At 37.0% G+C, this 25,026-nt stretch carries 26 protein-coding genes; 16 read left to right on the top strand and 10 right to left on the bottom strand.

What is annotated here, in order from left to right; all coding sequences use genetic code 11:
• Positions 1-10 precede the first annotated feature (10 nt).
• The 3 genes from nusB (at position 11) to yajC (ending at position 1,792) form a co-directional block, all read left to right on the top strand.
• Positions 11-961: a transcription antitermination factor NusB gene (gene nusB, locus ASE92_RS16945; RefSeq protein WP_056851306.1), complete on the top strand. Its 951-nt coding sequence runs from the start codon at positions 11-13 to the stop codon at positions 959-961.
• A 2-nt stretch (positions 962-963) separates the two neighbouring features.
• Positions 964-1,407, top strand: a complete 444-nt coding sequence (locus ASE92_RS16940; RefSeq protein WP_056851305.1) for a DUF1573 domain-containing protein — start codon at positions 964-966, stop codon at positions 1,405-1,407.
• 61 nt (positions 1,408-1,468) lie between these two features.
• Positions 1,469-1,792 carry a preprotein translocase subunit YajC gene (gene yajC, locus ASE92_RS16935; protein ID WP_056851304.1) on the top strand — a complete coding sequence of 108 codons (324 nt, stop codon included), beginning with the start codon at positions 1,469-1,471 and terminating at the stop codon, positions 1,790-1,792.
• 54 nt (positions 1,793-1,846) lie between these two features.
• Here yajC and ASE92_RS16930 read toward each other — a convergent pair whose 3' ends face one another.
• The gene (locus tag ASE92_RS16930) at positions 1,847-2,788 is read right to left on the bottom strand and encodes an energy transducer TonB (protein WP_056851303.1); all 942 of its coding nucleotides are present in this window, start codon (positions 2,786-2,788) and stop codon (positions 1,847-1,849) included.
• A 141-nt stretch (positions 2,789-2,929) separates the two neighbouring features.
• Here ASE92_RS16930 and ASE92_RS16925 point away from each other — a divergent pair, with 141 nt between their 5' ends.
• From ASE92_RS16925 to ASE92_RS21290, 4 genes are all read left to right on the top strand, one after another.
• A complete protein-coding gene (locus ASE92_RS16925; RefSeq protein ID WP_056851302.1) occupies positions 2,930-3,877 on the top strand; it encodes a hypothetical protein in 948 nt (315 codons plus the stop codon).
• Positions 3,877-4,485: a dephospho-CoA kinase gene (gene coaE, locus ASE92_RS16920; protein WP_056851301.1), complete on the top strand. Its 609-nt coding sequence runs from the start codon at positions 3,877-3,879 to the stop codon at positions 4,483-4,485. The genes ASE92_RS16925 and coaE overlap by 1 nt, the downstream gene beginning before the upstream one ends.
• Positions 4,486-4,578: 93 nt before the next feature.
• On the top strand, positions 4,579-5,520 hold the full coding sequence (locus tag ASE92_RS16915; protein ID WP_056851300.1) for an exonuclease: 942 nt from the start codon (positions 4,579-4,581) through the stop codon (positions 5,518-5,520).
• 90 nt (positions 5,521-5,610) lie between these two features.
• The gene (locus ASE92_RS21290; RefSeq protein WP_162237770.1) at positions 5,611-5,754 is read left to right on the top strand and encodes a DUF5522 domain-containing protein; all 144 of its coding nucleotides are present in this window, start codon (positions 5,611-5,613) and stop codon (positions 5,752-5,754) included.
• An 18-nt stretch (positions 5,755-5,772) separates the two neighbouring features.
• Here the strand turns inward: ASE92_RS21290 and ASE92_RS16910 are convergent, their stop codons facing one another.
• From ASE92_RS16910 to ASE92_RS16895, 4 genes are read right to left on the bottom strand one after another with little or no spacing between them, the layout of a single operon-like run.
• Positions 5,773-6,366 carry a Uma2 family endonuclease gene (locus tag ASE92_RS16910; RefSeq protein ID WP_056851299.1) on the bottom strand — a complete coding sequence of 198 codons (594 nt, stop codon included), beginning with the start codon at positions 6,364-6,366 and terminating at the stop codon, positions 5,773-5,775.
• Between the two features lie 50 nt (positions 6,367-6,416).
• Entirely contained in the window at positions 6,417-7,139 is a 723-nt protein-coding gene (locus tag ASE92_RS16905; RefSeq protein ID WP_056851298.1) for a ZIP family metal transporter, read from the bottom strand.
• Positions 7,139-7,702 (bottom strand): phosphatase PAP2 family protein, encoded by a 564-nt coding sequence (locus ASE92_RS16900; RefSeq protein WP_056851297.1) that lies wholly within the window; start codon positions 7,700-7,702, stop codon positions 7,139-7,141. Before ASE92_RS16900 ends, ASE92_RS16905 begins: the two co-directional genes overlap by 1 nt.
• On the bottom strand, positions 7,699-8,430 hold the full coding sequence (locus tag ASE92_RS16895) for a bifunctional 2-polyprenyl-6-hydroxyphenol methylase/3-demethylubiquinol 3-O-methyltransferase UbiG (RefSeq protein WP_056851296.1): 732 nt from the start codon (positions 8,428-8,430) through the stop codon (positions 7,699-7,701). The genes ASE92_RS16900 and ASE92_RS16895 overlap by 4 nt, the downstream gene beginning before the upstream one ends.
• Positions 8,431-9,146: 716 nt before the next feature.
• On the opposite strand from ASE92_RS16895, the gene glmM reads away from it, so the two are divergent.
• From glmM to ASE92_RS16865, 6 genes are all read left to right on the top strand, one after another.
• The gene (gene glmM / locus ASE92_RS16890) at positions 9,147-10,535 is read left to right on the top strand and encodes a phosphoglucosamine mutase (RefSeq protein ID WP_056851295.1); all 1,389 of its coding nucleotides are present in this window, start codon (positions 9,147-9,149) and stop codon (positions 10,533-10,535) included.
• Positions 10,536-10,538: 3 nt separating this feature from the next.
• Positions 10,539-11,687, top strand: a complete 1,149-nt coding sequence (locus ASE92_RS16885; RefSeq protein ID WP_056851294.1) for a cysteine desulfurase family protein — start codon at positions 10,539-10,541, stop codon at positions 11,685-11,687.
• A gap of 862 nt (positions 11,688-12,549) precedes the next feature.
• Positions 12,550-12,753 (top strand): hypothetical protein, encoded by a 204-nt coding sequence (locus tag ASE92_RS16880; protein WP_056851293.1) that lies wholly within the window; start codon positions 12,550-12,552, stop codon positions 12,751-12,753.
• Positions 12,754-12,828: 75 nt separating this feature from the next.
• Positions 12,829-13,728 (top strand): MBL fold metallo-hydrolase, encoded by a 900-nt coding sequence (locus ASE92_RS16875; protein ID WP_056851455.1) that lies wholly within the window; start codon positions 12,829-12,831, stop codon positions 13,726-13,728.
• Between the two features lie 180 nt (positions 13,729-13,908).
• The gene (locus tag ASE92_RS16870) at positions 13,909-15,240 is read left to right on the top strand and encodes a cytochrome ubiquinol oxidase subunit I (RefSeq protein WP_056851292.1); all 1,332 of its coding nucleotides are present in this window, start codon (positions 13,909-13,911) and stop codon (positions 15,238-15,240) included.
• 1 nt (position 15,241) lies between these two features.
• Positions 15,242-16,246 (top strand): cytochrome d ubiquinol oxidase subunit II, encoded by a 1,005-nt coding sequence (locus tag ASE92_RS16865; RefSeq protein ID WP_056851291.1) that lies wholly within the window; start codon positions 15,242-15,244, stop codon positions 16,244-16,246.
• Positions 16,247-16,540: 294 nt separating this feature from the next.
• Here ASE92_RS16865 and ASE92_RS16860 read toward each other — a convergent pair whose 3' ends face one another.
• The 4 genes from ASE92_RS16860 to accD all read right to left on the bottom strand — a co-directional run bounded on the left by ASE92_RS16860 (position 16,541) and on the right by accD (position 21,395).
• Complete coding sequence (locus tag ASE92_RS16860) at positions 16,541-18,088, bottom strand: M20/M25/M40 family metallo-hydrolase (RefSeq protein ID WP_056851290.1); 1,548 nt, start codon at positions 18,086-18,088, stop codon at positions 16,541-16,543.
• 192 nt (positions 18,089-18,280) lie between these two features.
• Positions 18,281-19,441, bottom strand: coding sequence for an NAD(P)/FAD-dependent oxidoreductase (locus ASE92_RS16855; RefSeq protein ID WP_056851289.1), 1,161 nt, complete (start codon positions 19,439-19,441; stop codon positions 18,281-18,283).
• Positions 19,442-19,464: 23 nt separating this feature from the next.
• On the bottom strand, positions 19,465-20,217 hold the full coding sequence (locus ASE92_RS16850) for an AraC family transcriptional regulator (RefSeq protein ID WP_056851288.1): 753 nt from the start codon (positions 20,215-20,217) through the stop codon (positions 19,465-19,467).
• A 332-nt stretch (positions 20,218-20,549) separates the two neighbouring features.
• Positions 20,550-21,395, bottom strand: coding sequence for an acetyl-CoA carboxylase, carboxyltransferase subunit beta (gene accD / locus ASE92_RS16845; protein WP_056851287.1), 846 nt, complete (start codon positions 21,393-21,395; stop codon positions 20,550-20,552).
• Between the two features lie 348 nt (positions 21,396-21,743).
• Here accD and fbaA point away from each other — a divergent pair, with 348 nt between their 5' ends.
• The 3 genes from fbaA to ASE92_RS16830 all read left to right on the top strand — a co-directional run bounded on the left by fbaA (position 21,744) and on the right by ASE92_RS16830 (position 23,871).
• Entirely contained in the window at positions 21,744-22,823 is a 1,080-nt protein-coding gene (gene fbaA / locus ASE92_RS16840; RefSeq protein ID WP_056851286.1) for a class II fructose-bisphosphate aldolase, read from the top strand.
• 143 nt (positions 22,824-22,966) lie between these two features.
• Complete coding sequence (locus ASE92_RS16835; protein WP_056851285.1) at positions 22,967-23,449, top strand: low affinity iron permease family protein; 483 nt, start codon at positions 22,967-22,969, stop codon at positions 23,447-23,449.
• Positions 23,449-23,871 (top strand): GNAT family N-acetyltransferase, encoded by a 423-nt coding sequence (locus ASE92_RS16830; RefSeq protein WP_056851284.1) that lies wholly within the window; start codon positions 23,449-23,451, stop codon positions 23,869-23,871. Before ASE92_RS16835 ends, ASE92_RS16830 begins: the two co-directional genes overlap by 1 nt.
• A 162-nt stretch (positions 23,872-24,033) precedes the next feature.
• Here the strand turns inward: ASE92_RS16830 and ASE92_RS16825 are convergent, their stop codons facing one another.
• Positions 24,034-24,894, bottom strand: a complete 861-nt coding sequence (locus ASE92_RS16825; protein WP_056851283.1) for a hydroxymethylglutaryl-CoA lyase — start codon at positions 24,892-24,894, stop codon at positions 24,034-24,036.
• Positions 24,895-25,026: the final 132 nt, after the last annotated feature.

Below are 25,026 nucleotides of genomic sequence, written 5' to 3'. Positions count from 1 at the left end.
TCTTACATTCATGTTAAATAGAAGGCACTTAAGAATCAAAGCTTTGCAAAATATTTTTGCTTGGCACATGGCAGACAAAAAAGACATTAAAGGAGATTTGAAAACTTTAATGCAAAGTATTGATAGCGTGTACGAAATGTACATCTGGATGTTATCATTGATGGTTGAAGTTACAGAATTTACAGCAAACGATGCTGCAGAACGTGCTAACAAATACCTTAAAACCGCTGAGGACTTAAATCCAAATATGAAACTGCTACACAATAAGTTTAGCGTTTTAATGCAGCAAAACCCAGAATACGTTTCTGCGGTAAAAAAATACAAAGTAGACTGGGGCTTCGATCCAGAAATTCGTAAAACAGTTTATAATTCTTTAAAAGCATCTCAGGAATATGCCGATTATCTTGCAGATCCGAACGAAAGCTTAGAATCGTCAAAAGATATTATCAAATATATTTTCAGAAAAATTATTTTAAAAAACCAGGGTATTATCCAGGTCTTCGAAGAGAAATTTATCAATTGGCAGGTAGATCACGAGGTGATGAAAGGAATGGTTGCAAAAACGTTGAAGAACTTTACTTTCGACGATCCTTTCAAAAATAAACTCACCGAAATAAGCGCAGATTGGGTAGAAGACAGCAAATTTGTGCAAGATTTATTTGTACACACCTTGCAGAATGATGCTAAATATCAGGAATTGATTGCAGAGCGTACAAAAAATTGGGAGTCTGAACGGATCGCTTTAATGGATACCATTTTGATGAAGATGGCCATCTGCGAGCTTTTAAACTTTCCATCTATTCCTGTTAAAGTAACCATTAACGAATATTTGGAGCTATCAAAAGATTACAGTACGCCGAAAAGTAATTCATTTATTAACGGTATTTTAGACAAAATTTTAGGCGACCTGAAGAAGACAAATACGATTAAAAAAATCGGTCGCGGATTAATTGAAGACTAATAATGAAAAAACTATTCATCATTGCTATTGCAGCAATCTCTTTCACAGCTTGCCGAAATGCAAACAATTCTACAGATCAGGTTGCAGGAAATGATTCGTTGGCAGCAGCTACAATTGCCTCACCTGATGCACCAATAATCGTTTTTGAGAAAGATATTTTTGATTTCGAAAAAATTAACCAAGGTGAAAGTGTGGAACACCAATTCAAATTCAAGAATACAGGTAAAAGCCCTTTAATTATTTCTAATGCTACAGCCACTTGTGGTTGTACAGTTCCGGAAGTGCCGAAAGAACCTATTTTACCGGGAAAAGAAGGTGTAATTAAAGTTGTGTTTAATAGTACAGGAAAAGAAGGAATGCAGGATAAAGTGGTAACAGTAACTTCAAATGCAAACCCAACAGTTTCAACGGTACACTTGGTAGGCGAGGTGCTTACAAAAAAATAAAATGGTAAGGTTGGTTTGTACCTATACCCTTACTTACAATCAATAATCAAATAAATAAGAAATGACATCAACAGTAATTTTACAAGCAGCAGGTGGATTTGGCCAATACGGACAATTAATTATGTTAGGTGCTATCGCGGTAGTATTCTATTTTTTCATGATCCGTCCACAGGTTAAAAAAGCTAAAGACCATAAAAAATTAATAGAAGGATTAAAAAAAGGTGATAAGATTATCACTACTGCAGGTATTCACGGCCGTATCGCCGATATGAACGATACTACTTTCTTAATCGAAGTAGAAGGTGGAGTGAAAATTCGCTTCGATAAATCGGCGGTTTCTTTAGATGCAACTAAAGCAGTTGTTCCTCCTGTAGCAAAAGCATAATCAATGCATTTAGCATGAAAAAGGGTTCCGAATTTCGGAACCCTTTTTTGTTTGTTATTGTTGCGCCAGGTTGATATTAATATTGTACGAAACCTTTACTGGAATGCCATGTTGTAAACCGGGGTTCCAATTGCGGCACTCGTTCAAAACACGGATGGCTTCTTCCCTGGTTCCATAACCCAGGTCGTTTTTAAACTTATAGTTAGATAATTTTCCGTCTTTTTCAATAACAAAACTGATAAATAATTTTCCAGAGATCTTATTTCTAAGCGCCTCAGATGGGTATTTAAGATTTTTGGATAAATACCTGTAGAATTCAGTTATTCCACCCGGATAATCTGGCTTTTCTTCTTCGGTTTTATACTTTTTCGTCTCTCCGTTTTCAAATGTTGTAATACCGTCAACAAAATATCCATTTTTATATCTCTCAACATAGCTATCTTTACCTATTTTGCCTTTCCACTCACCATCTTTGTAACCATTCACATAATCTCCTTCTTCACGTTTATTCATATTTAAACGTCCGTTGCCATCTTTTATAAACTGATTTCCTAACGAATCGAAACCCGAAATCACTTTGAAAGCAGAACGTTTCTGTTTATCAGATTTATCCACATCATCGTATAGAATAACTCTTGCCAACTGCCCATTAGCATAATATGATGATGATTCGCCAGTTGGCTTGCCATTAAGATAATTAGTTTTTTCAATCAAAATTCCTTTTTTACTAAAGCGTTTAAGCTCTCCCTCATAAACCAGATTGGGTTCAAATTTAGATAGCTTGCCAATTGTTTTATCCGTATTATCTGCGTAAAACTCGTAAAGGTTATAAAATTTAGATCCAGAGTCTGGTTCTTGAATAACCCTTCGGTAATCGGCTGATTCATTGTTTTTTACAGGAACCCCATCTTTAAAATAATAAACGTTTGAACGTTTTTGGCTAAATGCATAACATGATAATGCGGAGAGCAGCAGTAATAAGATGTTTTTTTTCATAATTCAGATTGATGATGCTAATATAGAAAACCTCTTTTCAAATTCCGTTTTCTTTTATTATATAGGAATTAATAAATTGTTACATTTGGAAGAATTGCTTTATCGAGCACAAATGATGCGGTAAGTTGTTTAATTTATAATATGCCCTTTATTAGATTAACTAAAATTGAAAGACGACGTGTTTTAACACTATTAGCCTGTTTATTTTTGGCTATAGCGGCTTGGCTCTTCATGGCATTGAATAACAAATACAATTACATAGCGAAAACGGTTATTGTATTCAAAAATAAACCTGCTAAAAGAGCTTTTTATCCTTTACAAACTGATACATTAGATTTAGAGGTGGAAGGCACAGGTTGGCAACTTGTCTTTGCCCGATTAAGGATTAGTCCGCCATCAATTTCAGTTAATTTGAGTCAACTAAACGCAAGGGACTTTGTGGTTCTATCCGATCAGCTTTACAATATCAACAAACAAGTAGGAAGTGCACAAAAGGTGATCTCGGTTAAGCCAGATACCTTGTATTTCGATTTTACAAAGCAGATCATTAAAAAAGTTAATATAAAATTGGTAAGTCAACTGGCGTTTCATAAACAGTATGGATTGGCGAGTGAGGTAATACTTAACCCAAAAACAGTCACTGTAGCCGGGCCACAAGAAGAATTAAGCAAAATAGTTGCTTGGCCTACAGATACTTTAAAAATAAATAATTTACAGAACAGTACCACAGCTCGAATTGGTCTCCAACATAGTATCCATAAAAACGTAAGTATTTATCCATCATCAACCGAAGTAAAACTTACAGTTGATGAGTTTACCGAGAAAACTGTTGAGGTGCCGTTAAAGATATTAAATAACAGAAATTATAATAGTATAAAGCTTTATCCAAAGAAAGTTAAGGTAACGTTTTTGGTTGCCTTGGGCAGTTATGCGCAAGTTGATGCAAATTTTATTACGGCAACCATTGATGTTGATGAATGGAAAAACCTAAACCATCGCCAGTTTGCAGTAAAAATTACTGAGTTTCCGGATTATTGCAAACTGATTAGTGTAAGCCCATCGAAAATAGATTTTGTAGTAGAAAAATAATGTATAAAGTTGGGATAACAGGTGGAATTGGTAGTGGCAAAACAACAGTCTGTAAGGTTTTCGAGGTTTTGGGTATCCCGGTTTTTTATGCCGATACTGAAGCCAAAAGTATGATGGTTGAAGATGAATTGCTTATTGAAGCTATAAAATTAACCTTTGGTGAGGAAAGTTATTTCGAAGACAGAAAGCTAAACAACAAACACATCGCAGGTATTGTGTTTAATAATGAAGCCGAATTGGCGAAGTTAAACGCCTTAGTTCATCCTGCAGTTTTTAGGGCTTTTGATAGGTGGGAAGCCAATGTGAATCCTAAAGCTCCTTACACGTTAAAAGAAGCTGCTTTGCTTTTCGAAAGTGGTTCTTATAAAATGTGCGATACAACAATTTTGGTTACTGCGGCAACGGATGTGAAAATAAACCGTGTGATGCAACGCGACAATAGTACTGCAGAACAGGTTAAAGCAAGGATGGACAAGCAAATGAGTGATGCCGAAAAAGCTAAAATGGCCAATCATTTTATCATGAATGATGAAACAAATTCTATTATTGAACAAGTTCTTGCGCTCCATAAAGAGTTTTTAAACCGGGCCGCCAATCAGCGTAGTTAATATGCATCTCAAATATTTTATCAAATCATTTCTTAATAATATGTGTAATAGCCTAAAATCCTGCCTTATCCCCAAATCCAACATATCCTGGTCATGATTTTAGACGATTTTATCACCATCACGCCAACAGGTTTATATTGTGTTTATGGCGATTTTTACTTAGACCCACAACAACCTGTAAATGATGCGGTGGTTTCTCATGCGCATGGCGACCACGCTATCGGTGGAAGTCAGAATGTTTACTGCACTGCTGCAACAGAAAGCTTTATGAAACACCGTTACCGTAAATTTGCGGCGGTAGATTTTCATCTCAAAAAATACCATGAAACGTTTAAAATTAAGGATGTAGCCATCACATTCTATTCTGCAGGGCATATCTTAGGTTCAGCGCAGGTTTTAATGGAATATCAAGATGTAAAATACCTTTACACAGGGGATTATAAAATAGAGCCAGATGCTACTTGCGAGCCTTTCGAGTTTGTGAAGGCAGATGTTTTAATTACGGAAAGCACGTTCGCCAACCCCGAAACCAAGCACCCTTCTCCGGTTGATGAAATTATGAAACTGAACGAAACTTCAGCTAATATTATGCTGGGTGCCTATGCTTTAGGGAAAAGTCAGCGTATTATTCAGTTGTTAAGTGAACATTGTCCTACAAAAAATGTGATGGTTCACCATAGTATTATGCCCTTTGTTAAAATTTACGAAGACTTCGGGATGAAAATTGGTAACTATAAAATTTATGATAGAAAGGTGATGAAGAATAATCATGAGCACCAGGTTTATATTGTTCCGCCGATGGTTTTTCATAGTTACCACAAAGCGATAAATGTTGTTCGGGCTTTTGCGTCGGGTTGGAAGAATCTGCAACAACAAAATGGAATTTCTCTTTACATCTCCGATCATGCAGATTGGGATGCGATTTTAGAAACTATTAAAAAAGTTCAACCGAAACAGGTTTGGACCTTGCATGGAGATGGCAATCACTTAAAAGAATATTTCATTGGTAAGCTGGAGGTAAAAATACTAAACTAAGGATCAGGTATTTTAGTATTTAAGGATTTTTAAAATTATGATGATTACAAACATTCACTCATTCAAAATTCAATCATTCACTCATTAATTATGAAAGAGGGCGAAGACTTTTATTTTAACGAAGACGGATTAATGGTTTTCACAGCGGCATATCATTTAAAACGTGGATATTGTTGTAAGAACAAGTGTAAACATTGTCCCTGGGGTTATGGGAAGAAGAAAGAGAAAAAGTAATTTTTTAGATTTTAAGTTTTAGAACCGAACTCGATTGTAAATATCACTCAAAGCTACCTCAAAACCCATTGAAACAAACTTAACGGTGTCTTCAATTTGTTTGTATTCAATCAGTTCCCAGTTTTGTTTTTCGTTTAAGTAAAAAGCCTCAACTGATATAGCTTCTGAATCAATAAGAATATATTCTTTAAGCGTTGGAATATCCTTATAAAGGTCGAATTTATGACCTCTATCATAATCCCTTGTCGATGGAGAAAGTATTTCGATAATTACTGTGGGTTCAACAAAGCTTTCTTTATCAATATCACTTTGGTTTAAGCCATTACAATAAATTGAAATGTCAGGATAAGTGAATAAACCATTTGCTGTTATCTGAGTACGAAGATCGCTGCCATAAGGGCGGCACGGTTTACCTTTCAGCTTACCTCCAATTTCTAAAAAGATATTGGTGAAAATCTCATTATGATTTGTGCTTGCGCCAGCCATTGAAAATATTTCGCCCTGAAAATACTCATGCTTTTCTTGTGATGCCTTTTCCATCTCTAGGTATTCAGTAACAGTGAAATGCCTTTTTTTGTATTCTACATTTGGCTCATTTACAACTTCTTCCATGTTCTAATATACTGAATATTTTCAGATAAAACCTTGCCAAATTGGAAATGCTAGTGTGAATGCCCGGCAAAGAAACCAATTAATGCTACGCCAATTCCCAGTAGAACAGCAATCATTTTTCGGGTGTTAATTTTATGGTCTGCACTCGATTCGAATAAAATCGTAGTGGAAATATGTAGGAAAATGCCAATTACAATTCCCATAATTTTGTTGAAATAAGCATCGATACCTCCAATGGTTCCGTTACTCAAACCAACACTTACATAAAAGCCAAGAGGGGCCATCACGGCGAAAATTATCAAATACATGATGATACTTCCTTTTTTGAAATGGTTTTGCATTAAAATGCTTGCCAAAGCAAATGCCGCTGGAATGTGGTGTAATGAGATTCCAAAAATAAGTTCGTTATGCTGATCTTTGGCAAGTGGCATACCTTCTAAAAAAGCATGCAGGCAAAGGCTAATCATAATTCCGAACGGAAAAACATTTCCATCGTGGTGTTTATGGATATGCCCGTGTTCTACACCCTCAGAAAACTGCTCTAAAAAAACCTGCAATAAGAAACCTACCAATATAAAGATACCAATTTCGCCTTTGTCGGGCCCGCTATAGGCGTCGGGTATAAGGTGCAGAACTGTAATAGCAAATAGGTAAGAGCCACTGAAAGAAAGGATTAATTTCAGTAATTTTGATTTATCACTTTTGACCAAAAAAATGGCCGAGCCGCCTAAAAAAGCGCAGAAAAAAAGTACGGCAAATTTCCAAGCTTCCATTAAAATTCGGGTTGTAATTTTTTAAATATTCTCGAACAGATAAAACCAATTGAAGTTCCCAATAGTGCACCTGTAGTTACATCTATCGGGTAATGAACGCCCACGTAAACTTGTGCAAAGCTAATTATTGCTGCCCAAAATAGTCCAAGAGGCAAAATAGGCTTCCAGCGACTGTAAAATACGCAAATTAAAAACACAGCAATAGCAAAATGATTGGTAGCATGGGCTGATGGAAAGCTTAATCCACTGCCGCATGGCACCCGGTGAATAATATCATTTGCCAAACTGAAATCATTGCAAGGCCTTACACGGGCCACAAACGGCTTTATTAAACGAGATGCGATCAGATCGCCTGTGGCGAAGGTAAAAAGTACCATTCCAATAATGTAGTATCCTTGTTTTTTGTACTGCTTAATGCAGAAAACAATAATAAAAATATACAGCGGCGACCAAAAAAAACGATTGCGCATTAAAGGCATCAGCCAATCGAAAAAGCCATTAGAAAGTCCACGGTGGATTTTCAGAAAAAGCTCAACATCAAATTGCTGTATGCTTTCTATCATGCCTTTTTACAAATTAAAATTAAACGATCGGAGTTGCATTCATCGAAATTGTCGAGCGCATAACTCCCGAAAGCTTTTTGAACCACCAGGCCTGCTTTGGTTAACATACGCTCAAAATCTTCAAAACTAAAAGCCTGAACCCGCTCTTCGAAATTGTATGTTTTGCCCTTATCATCGAAATTTATTTTTTTGATAATCTTCCCTTCCACTACATTTTTAGTGATATTAAAAGCAATGCCATCAAGCGATTTAATTTCGCAATGATTTAAATTTCGAACGATTTTTTCTGTGTTAAAATAATCTATAACCAGGGTTCCATTGGTTTTTAAACATTTTCTAAACGTTTTAAGCGCATTTACGTGTTCTTTCTCGGTATCAAAATAACCAAAACTGGTAAATAAGTTTAACGCAACATCAAAATAGTTGATATAAAACAATTTACGCATATCATGCACCAAAAAATGCAGTTTATTGTTTTCGAATTGCCTGGCGTATTTTATGCTTTGTTCTGATAAATCGATTCCTGTAACATCAAAGCCTTTTTTATTGAGATAAATAGAATGCCTACCTTTCCCACAAGCAATATCAAGCATTTTCGAATTGGCCGCCGGACTAAGATATTCTGTTAACTTATCGATGAAAAATTCGGCTTCTGCATCGTTTCTTTGTTGATAAAGAATATGATAATATGGCGAATTAAACCAATATTGAAACCACTTACGTTGCATATAAAAAGCCTTTTTGTTTTGGAATTTGCAAACTTAGATAAAATTGAGATAAACAAAGTACATTAATTTCACAGCGACGCAATTTATAATTGTTAAAATGATTTTGTTTTGGAAATCGGCATTCACATTTCTATCGGGATTTGCAGTCCTGCCATTCGCTGTAGCCCTCGTAGGAAAACTCGGGGCTGCCGCTGTTGTCAGGTTTAGAAAGAAAGGTTTGTTTTAGATCAATCGTCATTGCGAGGCACAAAGCAATCTTAAAGCTTTTGGTTAAACGAAGACAAAGTTTAAGTAGTAAGATTGCTTCTTGCCTCGCAATGACGGCAGCAGTTATTAGTTTTCCCTCAAATTCTTGATTCCTCCAAACCCGACAGTAATGGAAATACTTTTTTACTGCAGCAACCTTGAATATACTGTCATGCTGAGGCACGAAGCATCTGCAACCGATGAACAGATTCTTCGTACCTCAGAATGACAGAGGTTTGAAAAAGATTGTAATGAATGGCGGGACTGCAGAAACAGATGCACTAGTACTCTTGCTTTCCAAAAAAAAATAAAAACCAATCTCACGTTTGACTAAAACCTTAACCGAATTTCTATTAAATATATCGTATAAATAGATATAAATACAATGTAAATTAACAAGCCAGGGCTGCCTAAAATAGCTGCTATCTTGTTTTTTTTCTTATTTTTGAGCTTCAAATAAAATACACAAAGTGACTTTAATAAAATCGATCTCAGGAATACGAGGAACCATTGGCGGACAAGCTGGAAACGGCTTAACTCCGATAGATATAGTAAAATTTACAGCGGCTTTTGGTAGCTGGGTAGTACAAAAAACAGGAAACAAACGAATCGTATTAGGTCGCGATGCACGTATTTCGGGCGAAATGGTGAACAATTTGGTTATTGGAACCCTTCAAGGATTAGGGATTCAGGTAATCGATTTAGGCCTTTCAACAACACCAACAGTAGAAGTTGCAGTTCCGGATGAACAAGCAGGAGGAGGAATTATTTTAACCGCAAGCCATAACCCGAAACAATGGAATGCCCTGAAGTTGCTAAACGCAGATGGAGAATTTATCAGCGATTTAGATGGAAAAGAAGTGCTCGATTTAGCAGAAAGTGCAAGTTTTGAATTTGCGGAGGTGGATCAATTAGGTAAGGTTATTCAAAATGATACTTACCTGCAGAAACATATAAATAAGGTTTTAGCATTACCATTGGTTGATGTAGAAGCCATCAAAAAAGCTGATTTTAAGGTTGTTATTGACTGTGTAAACTCGACAGGCGGAATTTTTATTCCTGCTTTGTTGAAAGCCTTGGGCGTAACAAGAGTTACCGAACTATATTGCGAGCCTAACGGTCACTTTCCACATAACCCTGAGCCGCTTCCTGAAAATTTAACTGAGATTTCAAAAGAAGTACAAAAGCAAAATGCCGATTTAGGTATTGTGGTTGATCCAGATGTGGATCGTTTATGTTTTGTGAATGAAGATGGAAGCATGTTTGGTGAGGAATATACCTTAGTTGCCGTTGCCGATTATGTGTTGAAAAATACGCCAGGAAATACCGTTTCGAATCTTTCTTCTACAAGGGCGTTACGAGATGTTACTGAAAAAGCTGGTTCTGAATACAATGCATCAGCGGTTGGCGAGGTGAATGTAGTTAACAAAATGAAAGAAACCAATGCAATTATTGGGGGCGAAGGTAATGGCGGCATTATCTATCCAGAATCGCATTACGGCAGAGATGCTTTGGTTGGTATTGCATTATTTTTAACCCATTTAGCCAAATTCGGAAAATCTATTTCATTGTTGAGAAGCAGTTACCCACAATATCATATTTCAAAAAATAAAATTACCCTTACACCAGAAATGGATATCGATAATTTGTTAAAGCAGGTTGAAGAAAAGTACAAAAACCAACCTTATAGCACTATCGATGGGTTAAAAATCGAATTCGATAAAACCTGGGTTCATTTGCGCAGATCTAATACCGAGCCAATTATCCGCATTTATAGCGAGGCGGAGAACGAAGCCACAGCAGAAAATTTAGCGAACAAAATTATTTCAGACATCAAAGAAATACTTAAATTAAACTAGTACATGAAAAGAGTTTATTTAGATAATGCAGCTACAACGCCATTGGATAAAGACGTAATTGCTGAAATGACCAATGTAATGGAAAACCATTTTGGCAATCCATCTGCTATTCATGCACTAGGAAGAGAGGTTAGAACGCTGGTAGAAAAAGCTCGTAAAACGGTTTCTGGTCTTTTAGGTGCATCACCTTCCGAAATATTTTTCACTTCTGGAGGTACCGAAGCTGATAATACTGCTATCCGGTGTGGCATTTCTGCTTATGGAATTAAGCATGCCATCACTTCTAAAATAGAGCATCACGCGGTAGAACATACCTTAAATACGATGCTTAAAAATGGCGAAATTGATAAATTAAGTTTCGTAAATATTGATGAAAAAGGCAATGTAGATTATGCCCACCTGGAAGAGTTATTGCAAAACAATAATCGCACTTTTGTATCGCTAATGCATGCAAATAACGAATTGGGTACTTTAACCGATATGATTAAAGTTGGCGATATCTGCGAAAAATATAACGCCATTTATCATGCCGATACAGTGCAAACCATGGGGCATTACGTACACAATGTGCGTGAATTAAAAGCCCATTTCATTGTATGTGCGGCACATAAGCTACATGGTCCGAAAGGGGTGGGTTTCTTGTATGTAAATAGCAATATCAAAATTCCACCGATGATTTATGGGGGTGCACAAGAGCGTAACATGCGTGGTGGTACCGAAAATGTTTACGGCATTGTTGGTCTGGCCAAAGCATTGGAAATTGCCTATGCAGAAATGGCAGAGCATCAAAGCCACATTCAGGGGTTGAAAGATTATCTAAAAGAACAATTGATTGCAGAGATTCCGGGAATTGGTTTCAACGGAGAAACAGATGCAGACAAGAGTCTTTATACTGTTTTAAATGTGTCATTTCCAGAAATGGACATGGCCGATATGTTGTTGTTTAATTTGGATATCAATGGAATTTGTGCCTCTGGCGGCAGCGCTTGTTCTTCAGGCTCGAACATTGGTTCTCACGTTTTAAATGGCATCAAAGCCGACCCAAATCGTCCATCAGTTCGCTTTTCTTTCAGTAAATATACTACTAAAGAGGAACTGGATTACGTAATTGATAAAGTTAAAATGGTGGTAAAGCAAAATGCTTTAGCCTAAAAATATCAGTAACCAAATAGGAAAAAGTCTCGGAGCAATTCGAGACTTTTTTTTGGCGTTTTTTTTAGAAAGCAAATGCAGCTCATTGATTAAGGTTAGTCCTGCTTTTTATTCCAACCAAAGCAGAAAAAGCTTTTGGTTTCCATGGCAATCAGGTTTATTTAACATAGGTTTGAGTGCTTGGGAAAGGTATTAAATTTTCAAATCCGCCTGCTGAAGCAGAACGGCAATGATATTAATAGCTTTAGTTCTAAGTTAGTTGCATTTCATTACTGTTGACGTCAGTCAACGTCAATTTCTAAATCCCTTGCAAATCTCAAAACAAAAACTTACATTTAATTAAGATAAAGGCTATCCAACAGCCAAGAGACATGAGTTCCTCAACGAAATCTTATCAAATATCTCTTTAGGATAAGGTTAAGCAATTAGTAAACAGCTTTGCAGAAATTTCTTCGATAGAGAGACAAATGCATTTTTCGAAAATTTAATTCACACTCAAAAGCAGCCTGCTTTTATAAATTTATCGTTATGGAAAATCAAAAAACTAATGCTCAAGTAGCAAACACCGAGAATCTGAACACATCAGACAGCAGAAAGCATATTTACAAATTCATCTTATCACCGTTTTCGTTTGAGTCATCGCATCATTTTAACAAAATTCATAAACGTAAATTCAATTCTTTTGGTTGTATTCACGAGTTGAGAAAGCTGTCAGGTTCAATGCTGTAAGTTCAAATTTAAAGCAAATAAAACTTTTCAATTGAAAGGAGTGGGTATCTTGTGTCAAAATGATTCCTTAAAGAACTAAAAAAAACAATATTCCATTTTCGCTTGTTGCATTAGTACATCAATTTGAAATACTATGGAAACTAATAAAGAAAAGGGAAAAGTTATTCAGAATGACTTACTAGATAAAGAAGTTGAAGATGTAAGAGAGCATGATTCTCTTGACAATAATAAATCTTCTAAACAGGCTACGAATTTATTCGAAAAGGATAAAAACCGAAAGAACAATGCATTTGGACCAGGTCACGAGCCAGGCACTACACCAGGTTCTGGCATTTAGCGCATTGGTATTTAGCGTATAAATTTTTAAATTTAAGCCACAGCATTGTTGTGGCTTTTTATGTTGATTAAAAAAATGGAAAGAAGAAATTTTATTAAAAATTCTGCATTGGCAATGGCCTTGCTCTCAATTTATAAAGCGGATGTTTTCGCTCAGCAAGAAATGTTGCGGGCATATAACTTCAAGCCATTGAGAAACAACGTCGGCATTTTCACCGAGCAGGGTGGAACTATAGGCTGGTTAAATTCATCAAATGGCTTTTTTGTTGTTGATGCGCAGTTTCCAACATCGGCACCGCATGTTATCGAAGAATTGAAAAAACTTGGCGAAAAACCTTTTAAATATTTAATCAACACGCACCATCATAGCGATCATACCGCGGGTAACATCGCTTTCAAAGGTTTGGCGGAAAAAGTAGTGGCGCATCAAAACTCGCTTGTTAATCAGAAAAGAGGGGCAGAGAAAGCAAATAGTTTAGATAAACAATTGTTGCCAGATACTACATTCGGTACCGGTTGGAAAGCACCTGTGGGCGATGAAAAGATTAGTGCTTACTACTATGGTTCTGCCCATACAAATGGCGACGCTGTTTACCATTTTGAAAATGCAAACATCGTTCATGTCGGCGACCTGGTTTCCAATAGAAAATATCCTTATATCGATAGAGAAAATGGTGCTCATATCGGCAATTGGGTTACTGCTTTAGAAAAAATACATAATCAGTTTGATAACGATACCTTATTTATCTTTGGCCATAGCCGTGAGCCAGAAAAAGTTACTGGAAACAAAGCGGATATCAAGGCATTTCAAAATTATCTTCAAAATCTACTAAGTTTTGTCGGTGCTGAAATAAAGGCAGGTAAATCAAAAGAAGATATATTAAAAGCAACTGCAATACCAAATGCTCCGGAATGGCAAGGAGAAGGTATTCAACGAAGTTTAACAGCTGCTTATGATGAGCTAAAAGGCGTTTAAAATTTTTGCCGTAGATTTAGATGTTTTAAAATTCACCTACAAATCTGCGGCTTAATTTTGCCAAATCTTTTTCCAATTTATAAACATTCTATATTTGAAAAATAAGGAGATAGCCATTTGTTAACTATATAAAGCTACCTCTTATCTGTTATATTTGTCTATTCAAATCCAATATCAGATATGGATGATTTTTTAGCGGCACGTTCGCAAATGGCTCTTTCCCTGGGCTTTCATATTATTTTTTCTTGTATCGGAATGGTGATGCCGTTTTTCATGGCGGTTTCTCACTATAAGTGGCTACGATCCAATCAGGAAGTCTACAAAAACCTAACAAAAGCCTGGAGTAAGGGAGTTGCCATTTTTTTTGCCACGGGTGCCGTGTCTGGCACGATGTTATCATTTGAGCTGGGCTTGTTATGGCCAAGATTTATGGAACATGCAGGGCCTATTTTCGGGATGCCCTTCTCTCTGGAAGGTACGGCATTTTTTATCGAAGCCATTGCATTAGGCTTTTTTCTTTACGGTTGGAATAAGCTAAATAAATGGTTTCATTGGTTTACTGGGGTAGTTGTTGGTGTTAGCGGCCTGGCTTCAGGAATATTGGTTGTTGCTGCAAATGCCTGGATGAACAGCCCTGCAGGATTCGACTTTGTAAATGGCAGGTACTTGAATATCGACCCTATACAAGCTATGTTTAACAAGGCATGGTTTTCGCAAGCTTTGCATATGTGTTTAGCTGCTTTTACGGCTACAGGTTTTGCAGTTGCGGGCGTACACGCGCTTATGATCTTACGGAATAAAAACAGAGATTTTCATTTCAAAGCATTTAGAATTGCGGCTGTTTTTGCTTGTATTGGAGCTATATTGCAACCTTTGAGTGGAGATATTTCTGCGAAAGATGTAGCTGAAAGACAGCCTGCAAAACTTGCTGCGATGGAAGCGCTTTATAAAACAGAGAAACCAGCGCCGCTATTAATCGGAGGAATTGTTAACGAAAAAGATAAAACTGTAAAGGGAGCGATAAAAATACCTGGTGCGCTCAGTTTCCTTGCGCATGGCGATTTTCATGCAGAGGTTAAGGGCTTAGATCAAATTCCTGAAAATGAACATCCACCGGTCGCGATTACGCATTATGCCTTTCAAATTATGGTGGGTATCGGTACGCTCTTGGCTCTTATTTCAGTGATTTTCTTTATCAATATGATCAGAAAGCGATCAGTAATAGATAAACGCTGGCTGCTTAAACTCTTCGTAGCATCTATTCCTTTGGGCTACATCGCCTTAGAAGCTGGCTGGGTGGTAACTGAAGTAGGAAGACAACCATGGATTATTTATGGAATCATGCGTACGAAAGATGCTGTTACGCCTATGCCCGGTATTGCTTATTCATTTTACATTTTCTCAGCAATTTATATCTCGTTAAGCATTGTAGTTACTTTTCTCCTTTACAGGCAGATTAAAATGGTGCCCGTTGTTTACGATAAATCTGATAGCCACGATTTGAAATCATAATATGGAATATGTTGTAGTTACCTTCTTATGTCTGGCTATTTTGCTGTACTTCTTATTGGGAGGTGCTGATTTTGGTGCCGGGATTATCGAACTCTTTACCTCTACAAAGAATAGAAGTAGAACCAGGAAAACAATGTATCAGGCTATTGGTCCTGTTTGGGAGGCAAATCACATGTGGCTAATCATCGCAATTGTAATTCTCTTTGTGGGTTTTCCATACATTTATACCACCATGTCTGTGCATCTCCATATCCCATTGTTAATCATGCTCATTGGAATTATCGCCCGCGGTACGGCCTTTGTATTCCGCCATTACGATGCGATTAAGGATGACATGCAATGGCTTTACAACCGAATTTTCAGGTACTCCAGTTTCATAACGCCTTTATTTTTAGGAATCATCGCAGGCAGTGTAATTTCTGGCCACATTGATCTTAATGCTAAAGATTTTTTAACTGCCTACGTTTGGAGTTGGTTAAATTGGTTCTCTATATCCGTCGGCTTATTTACTGTCGCTTTATGTGGCTTCCTTGCAGCCATTTACCTGATTGGCGAAACCGACGATGAACAAGATAAGCGAAGGTTTATTAAAAAAGCAGAGTACATGAATATTGCTGCCGTCGTATTTGGGGCAATGGTTTTCATTGCAGCGCAGTTTGATGGTATTCCACTAATCGATTGGGTTTTCAAAAATACAGTTGGTCTTGCTTCTATTATTTTAGCAAGTCTGTCGCTCATTTTATTATGGTATCTTCTGATAAAAGGAGAAACAAAAACTTTGAGAGTTTTAGCTGGCTTTCAGGTAACAATGATTTTGTTGGCCATTAGTTACGCACACTTTCCAAATTTTATACTCTTGAAAAATGGTGATGCCATTTCGTTGTTTGAGGCGATTGGTCCACCAAAAACGATTTATAGTTTGGGCGTAGCCTTATTGTTAGGTAGCATCTTAATTTTGCCGTTTCTGGGTTATTTGTTTTATAAATTTAAGAAAAAAGAAGAGTAGCACTTATCTCTCCGTTACTACTTAGAAACCTTTTTCTAACGATTTAATTTGGAAAGCACTTGTAGTAGTTCTTCGGTTCCGAAAGTCCCGCTATCGTTTCAATCTTTTTTAACTTTTGTCAGCTTGCAGCCCTTCGTTAATCCCATGGGCGAACGACGAAGCAATATTTTAAATATAGGCTACAAAAAAGTACTTCCACTTTATCGGGTTTATTGTTGAAGGAAACGGATTAACATATCCATATCAAACAAAAAAGAGCATCCATTTTGAATGCTCTCTTTAGCTCTTAGTTGCTTATAAACCGCCTTTTCTGGTAGCTTTTCTCGCCTCAGGCCATGTAACTTGCTTTCCGGTTCGCTCGTTTACTGGTAAATCCGTTGCTTTCTCTGTCGAAGTTTTTTCAAGATCTTCACAAGCCATATAAACCATAATCGCAGCTAGAATTACATTGCTTCGAATTTCGTCAAATACCAATTTGTCGTAGCTATCGCGATTGGTATGCCACGTATATGTTCCGTAATCCCAGCTTGTAGAGCTTAGCGAATAACCTAATGCTCCTGCAGCTACAAAAGATGCAAAATCAGAACCACCTGCTCCAGGGGTGCCAGGGAAACTAGTTTTAATTTGGTTTTTAATCGTATCTGGTACAGCCGCTAACCAACGGGTAATGTAATCTTTTGATTTTGCAAAACCTTGGCCACCTATGTTAACCACACGTCCTGTACCATTATCCTGATTGAATAATGCTTGCAAATTACCAACAACTTCCGGATGATCTTCTACAAAAGCTCTCGAGCCATTTAATCCTTGTTCTTCACTTCCCCAATGACCAACCAAAATGGTGCGTTTCGGATTTGGATAAAATTTCTTCAAAATGCGCATCGCTTCCATCATCATAATTGTTCCAGAACCATTATCAGTTGCACCGCTGGCACCATCCCACGAATCGAAGTGGGCCGATAGCATCACATATTCCTTTGGCTTTTGCTTGCCTTTAATTTCTGCAATAGTATTGAATGTTGGTACTACACCATGTTCCTTAGACGCAGATTCAATTTTTAACATGGGCTTATTCCCACTTTGTGCTAAACGGTAAACTAAACCATAATCCTCAACCGACAAATCTAGAGTTGGGATTTTTGTAGTATTGGCACCGAAAATTTTATCTACACCAAAACCCTGCGACCAATTATTGATGATAATTCCAGCAGCCCCTGCATTTTCGATGGCAAGTGCCAGTGCTTTTGCATTTAGCCCTGTTTTAGCGATGCCTGCTGCAAATACCTTTAATGCTTCTGCTTTTTCCTTTTTATATTTTTCGAATAAATCTTTTGTTGCAAATTCTTCCCAGTTTTTCTCTGGTCTGCCAGAAATTTGATTCATAGAAATGAGAACCAATTTGCCTTTTACGTTTGGTAACCATTTTTGAAAAGAAACAGAATCGGTAATTGCAGGTAGAATTACGGCTTCAGCATTGATCGCTTTCCCATTGGTTGATGGACTCCAGGCTAGTTGCGTGCCTTCTAGAGTTCTTAACCGCGGACTAACCAAATCGATATGCGTAACACCTCTTTCCCATCCACGCCATTCGCCCCATTTTTCATTTTTGGCAGAGATTCCCCAATCGCTGTATTTCTTTACCGCCCAATCATTCGCTTGTTTCATTTGCGGTGAACCCACTAAACGCGGCCCAACCACATCTAAAAGCTCATGCGCTAGTTTTTCTAATTGTGAGTTCTCATTTACTTCTTTTACAATGTTGTCGATTAACTTTTTGTCTTGTGCAAAAGCAAAAGAGGAAGTGAAGAGGAGTAATGTTGGCAAAAGTAGTTTTTTATTCATCTGTATATATTTATTTTTTAGGTTGTCAGATGGAGTTACCATAATTTATTGTTATGGTAGGTTCATTTGCAGGCTTATTCTGTTTATAATAGACTTCTAAATTAGGTAATAAGTCGGTTTTGAAGCCTTTTTAATAGAAATGTTGCAAAGTTAAGTCCAGTCGCGTAAGTCTGCTATCTTATGTTTTGGTTGTTAATGTGCTGAAAAGAAACTCAACATATCATTTAGCGAATTTTCAGTATGCATTAAAAAACCATTATCAAGCGATTCCTTCGACACAATGGCCGCTCGGTTAAGCATGCTACTTTCATAGGTAGAAATAACCTCAAGTAAAGTTTGATGCTGGTTAGATGTTAAATGTTCGCTTAATTCGAGAGCATCAAGCATGGCCATATTTACGCCTTCTCCGGCAAATGGAGGCATAACATGTGCTGCATCTCCAATTAAAGTTAGATTGGATAGCGACTTCCATTTTTGATCTAAAGGCATGCAATAAATTGGACGTGGAATAAATGGGACGGTTGTACTTTCAAATAATTCGCCCCAAATATTACTCCATTCGGTATAATTTGCCTTAAACCAATCTAACATTTGGGCTCTATCGCTATAATTCAGTCCATTATTCTTGGCCCAGTTTTCATCAGTTTTAAAACTAGCATAAAAGCCAATCTCTCCATTGCCTTTTTGACCCATTAGTATGTTTTTCTCATTTCCGAAAGCCATGATTTTTCCACCTCTTAATAGCTTAAAAATATTTGGAGCTGCTTTTTCCGCGTTGTAAATATTTCCTTCTAGCATAGTGATACCAGAATAAAATGGTTTAATATTTGTAACGTAAGGACGGATTTTTGAATTGGCTCCGTCAGCGGCAATCACAACGTCGGCATATACAGACGCCTTGTTTTCGAAATGTAGCATCCAACCATCGTTTTTTTGTTCCATAGCAATAAAGTGACTGTTCCAAATGATAGTAGAAGGATCTATAGATGCTAACAAAATTTTTCTTAGTACACCGCGATCTATCTCTGGACGGAAGTGTTCGTTCTCAAAATTTTCTTCGACTTTATAGTCATGATCGCTAAAAAGTATTTCAGCCTGTTCATTCATGATGAGTTTTTTGTCGGCTCCTGGAAGAAAATTATTTTTAAACTCTTCCAATAGATTTGCTTTGCGAAGCGCCGCCAAACCAGACTCGTCGTGCAGATCAAGCGGAGAACCTTGTACTCGTGCATTTTTATCGAAATCTCTTTCGTAAACTTTAATATCTGCACCTTTAAGTGCTAAGAGTCTGGCTAGTGTCAGTCCTCCGGGACCACCGCCAATAATGGCAATTGATTTATTTTGTAGTAACATAATTTAAAATTTATGCTACAAAATTATTTCTTGTCGTAAACTAAAAATTGTAAAAAACGGTCGTTTTGATTTTTGAATAACTCTTTCGGAGAGACGCCGGAAAGTTTTTTTATTTCTTTGATAAAGTGCGATTGATCGGTAAAGTTCAGCTGGGGAGAAAGTTGTCCGTTTTTAATGTGTGGAAGTGAGGCTTGAAAACGCAGGATATTGCAGTAGGCTTTTAATGAAATTCCTAGTTGCTGGTTAAAATAGCGATTGATTTGTCGTTCGCTCCAGGCTACTTTTTCAGAAAGCTCTTTGATGCTCATTTCGCCATTAGTGGCAAAAATTAGATGAAATAAGTTTCGCTTGCGCTCATCTACTTCTTTAGAAATAAGTAATTTTATTTTATGTGATGCTTTTTCACAAAATTCACCAAAATTATTGAGGTCATCTACGTTAAAATCCCAAAAGTTGCTTGCTAATATTTTGCCGCTGTTTAATATGTCAGCAATGGGATGACGTAAGATGTATTCTATAGCAAGTGGCGTGAAACTGATGGAAAAAAATGATGAAACATTGAGTTTCGGTGTCAATTTTGGCTTTGTTTCTAGTCCCATTAGTGTGATTTGAAAATGATTGTCTACAGTTTTAGAGAACAGTAGATCAATCCTCCCGTTTGGAATAATGACGCCATTGTTTGCGTCAGATAGATTTTCAAGTGAGGAAAAGCGATCCACAAAATCGGCAATTGACCCTTCAGGTTTAATGTATTCGTAGCTTGGATTAATACTCATGAGGTACAAGTTGTTGCGATTTACTGAATTAATAAATCCAAATCTATTTGGTTATTTTAAGTAAATCACATTCGGTAACACACTCCAAATTTTCGTTCGTTTTTGGCTGGTTGATAAAGCGGAAACTCTCCGTTAGTTAAACCTGATTGCCGCGGTAGCTCCCGATCTTTTCGATCGGGACTACAAGCAAAAAGCAGGACTGAAATAACCGAAGTTATTCAAGCCCTGCTTTTCATATCTTTTTTTAAATCAATTAGTCAGTTTGCAATAGTGAACCAATGACTAATGAACCAATGTCCGGTGAACTATTGACCAATGGCTATTAAACCAAATTAATTATTCATCATCTTAATAAAAGCGCCTATTTTAGCTTTCATAGCTCTTCTATCTACAATAAAATCAAGGAAACCATGTTCCAAAACAAATTCTGAAGTTTGGAATCCTTTCGGTAAGTCTTTTTTAATGGTTTCTTTAATCACCCTTGGGCCAGCGAAACCAATTAATGCGCCTGGTTCTGCAATGTTAATGTCTCCAAGCATGGCATAAGATGCTGTAACGCCACCCGTCGTAGGGTCAGTAAGCAAAGAGATGTATGGAATTTTAGCCTGACTTAACAGCGCCAATTTTGCAGAAGTTTTAGCCATTTGCATCAACGAAAATGCAGCTTCCATCATACGGGCACCGCCTGATTTAGAAATCATCAGGAACGGAATTTTGTGTTTGATGCTATAATCGATTGAACGAGCAATTTTTTCGCCAACAACCGAACCCATTGAACCACCAATAAAAGCAAAATCCATACAGGCAATCACTAAGTCCTGTCCTTCGATTTTTCCTACACCAGCACGGATAGCATCTTTTAAGCCAGTTTTAGCCTGACTTTCAATAATTCTATCGGTATAAGGTTTGTTATCGTTAAAATTTAAAGGATCGCCTGATGTTAAATTTGGGAAAAGCTCTTTAAACTCGTTATTATCGAATAAAACTTCAAAATATTCTTTAGAACCTACTCTCAAGTGGTAGTTGCAGTAATGGCAAACGTACTTGTTTTCCTGTAACTCTGCCTGATGTAGCGGTTTTTTGCAATTCGGACACTTATTCCACACGCCATCTGGTGCCTCTTTCTTCTCTTCGGTTGTGGTAATGATACCTTTATTTTCTCTCTTAAACCAAGCCATATAATTTTTTAAAGAATTGGATTGCAAAGAAACGAAAAATATATGCAAGTTTGATATTAACCAATAATCAAATTTAAATTATCAAATTAATAAAGTAACGCTGACAAACTATTTTTATCGACAGACTGTTTTAAGCGTTACTGATGCGCTATTTCAACTTAATTCTAAGTAATAGCCTGTGGATAAAAAAAAGCTATTAGTGTTAAGAGTGTGAATTTTACACTAAGGATAATGTTATTATTACACTAAACTGGCCTTATATGCTTGTAAGGCAAATAATTCTGTTGTTACAAAAGCTTGGATTGTAATTTTTTTTTATAACTTCGAACTTAATAAAATTAACAAGAGATGAGTTTAAAAGGCTACAAAGGCGTAATTTACGGAGATGCCGTTCAAGAATTATTTGAGCAGGCTAAGAAACATCAGTTTGCTTTACCAGCAGTTAACGTAACCGGTACAAACACGGTTAATGCTGTAATGGAAACTGCAAAGGCAGTAAATTCGCCAGTTATGATTCAGTTATCTAATGGAGGAGCGCAGTTTTATGCAGGTAAATCTTTGGATAACGAAAAATTGCAAGCATGTATTTTAGGTGCTGTATCGGCAGCTAAACATGTGCATTTATTGGCAGAACATTATGGTGTTGCTGTGGTTTTACATACCGACCACGCCGCTAAAAAATTGTTGCCTTGGATTGATGGCCTTTTAGACCACGGTGAAAAATTCTTCGCTGAAACTGGAAAACCTTTGTTTTCATCACATATGTTAGATCTTTCGGAAGAGCCGATTGAAGAAAATATGGAGATTTCTGCAAAATATTTTGCACGCATGGCGAAGATGAACATGACCATCGAAATCGAACTTGGTGTTACAGGTGGTGAAGAAGATGGTGTAGACAATAGCGATGTAGATAGCTCGAAATTATATACCCAACCAAGCGAAGTTGCTTACGCTTACGAAGAATTAAGCAAAGTTTCTCCTCGCTTTACTGTTGCTGCTGCATTTGGAAACGTACATGGCGTTTACAAGCCTGGTAATGTAAAATTACAACCGGTTATTTTGAAAAATTCTCAAGACTTTATCAAAGAGAAATTTAACCTGAGCGCTGAAAAACCAATCAACTTTGTTTTTCATGGTGGTTCTGGTTCTTCTCAGGAAGAAATCAGAGAAGCAATTTCTTATGGTGCTATCAAAATGAATATCGATACAGATATGCAATGGGCATTCTGGGATGGTATCTTAGAGTATTACAAAAAGAATGAGGCTTATCTTCAAGGCCAAATCGGTAACCCTGAGGGTGATGATAAACCAAATAAGAAATACTACGATCCACGTGTTTGGCTACGTAAAGCTGAAGAAGCTTTTGTTAAACGTTTAACCGTTGCTTTCGAAGATTTGAATTGCATCAATGCGAACGATAAATTATAAGTTGAATTGAATTTTTTAAGCTGAAAATAGTTAATCAGTCATTCAAAAATCATCATTCGATATTTAGACGGAAGCGCCATAGGTTTAAAAACTTATGGCGCTTTTGTTTGTTTTTATTTTTACATTTAAGCAAACATATTGCGATGATAAATAGAACTAACGAGCCAGTAAATAATAACCTTTTTGAACGTTTCGCTAACGCCGCTACCAAGTTTACAGGTAGCTCTGCTGCGTTTATTGCAGCCACGGCAATTGTTGTAATCTGGGCAGTTACAGGACCGGTTTTTCACTATTCTGAAACCTGGCAACTGGTTATTAATACTGGTACTACGATTATCACCTTCTTAATGGTTTTCCTGATCCAAAAAGCACAGAATAAAGATGGAAAGGCTATCCAGCTTAAATTGAACGAACTTATTGCGGCACAACAGGGCGCAAGTAACCGGATGGTTGATATTGAGGATTTGAGTGAAAAAGAATTAGATCAGTTACATCACTTTTATGTAACCATTGCTGCACTTGCCAAGAAAGAGGCTGATATTCGCTGCTCACATTCTATAGATGTGGCTAAAGAATTAAATGAGGAGAAATTGAAATTGAATAAACACTTTAAAAAAGAAAAATAATGAGCTTACAGGTTCAAAAGGTGATCCACCCCGAAGATTTAGATAAAGTATTTGCCATTAGAAAAATTGTATTTGTTGATGAGCAAAACTGCCCACCAGAATTAGAATGGGAGCATGAAGATGAATCAATTCATTTTTTGGCTACGCACAATGGCCAACCTTGTGGCGCATGCCGGTGGCGCAAAACGGATTTAGGCTACAAATTAGAACGCTTTGCAGTGTTGCAAGATTTTAGGGGTCAGGGTGTAGGGAGAGCACTAATTGCAGAAGCGCTTTCTGATTTACCCGAAGACGCACATTATATTTACTTAAATTCCCAATTAGATGCGATGAGTTTATATGCTAAGTTCGGTTTTGTTGCTGAAGGGGAACAATTTGAAGAGGCAGGAATTCAGCATTTCAAGATGGTGAAAAAAGTGTAGTTGTTAACTAGTCGTCATTGCGAAGTACTAAGCAATCTTAATGCTTTGGCTATTGATTAAAGGCTTTTGATGTAAATCATTAAGCTTACATTATCACTCCCAGTAGTAAGATTGCTTCGTGTCTCGCAATGACGACCGACTGAAAAAGCACAACAAATTAGCTTACCCAAATATTTGTCCTGACAAAGCCATCGCCTGATTCCATTTATCGATATTTAGATGGAGTGTCTCACCTTTTGAGTTCAAAAAGCTTATTACATCTTCAGTAGCTATATTACCGGTAAGATCATCTGCAGCCATAGGGCAACCCCCAAAACCTTTTAAGGCAGAATCTATCCGTTTTACACCAGAGCGGTATGCGGCTTCAATCTTTTCAAATCGTTCTACAGGGGTAGAGTGCAAATGAATACCAATTTCAGTTTTGTTGAATTTTGTAATCAGTTTTGGAAGGATAGATGTGATTTTTTCGGGAGTCGAAACCCCAACCGTATCTGCTAATGAAAGAATTTTAACGCCTTTTGCAACTAAAATGTCAGCCCATTTTTCTACAATCTCGTAATTCCATTCATCCCCATAAGGATTTCCAAACCCCATGGAGAGATAAATAACAGCAGTTTTGTTGTTTTGATCACAAAGAGATAACATTCCTTCAACCGTATTTAACGATTGCGAAATGCTCGAATTTGTATTGCGTCGCTGAAATGTTTCCGATATGGAAAATGGAAAACCTAAGTAATTGATTTGTTCATGTTTTATAGCGTCTTCTAGACCCCTTAAATTGGCTACAATTGCTAATAGCTTTGTTGACGTTTGAGTTAAATCTAAATGGTCCAATACTTGAGCCGTATCTGCCATTTGCGGAATAGCCTTTGGTGATACAAAACTTCCAAAATCGAGTGTATCGAAACCTACCTGAAGGAGAAGATTAAGATATTGTGATTTCAAATCCGTTGGGACGAAATTGTGTAAACCCTGCATGGCATCACGTGGGCATTCCACAAGTTTGAATTTTTGATTACTCATTTGGCTTAGTTGTTATTAACCGCAAAGTGCGCAAAGTTTTTCGCAAAGAAAAGAAGATTAGAGAAAACTGTGATCGCCAAATCGAGTTTACTTTAATGACCAATGACCAATGACCAATGACCAATGACCAAT

This window comes from Pedobacter sp. Leaf41, from assembly GCF_001422545.1.
In the GTDB taxonomy this organism is placed as follows: domain Bacteria; phylum Bacteroidota; class Bacteroidia; order Sphingobacteriales; family Sphingobacteriaceae; genus Pedobacter.
This window is presented reverse-complemented; position numbering and strand designations above follow the sequence as displayed.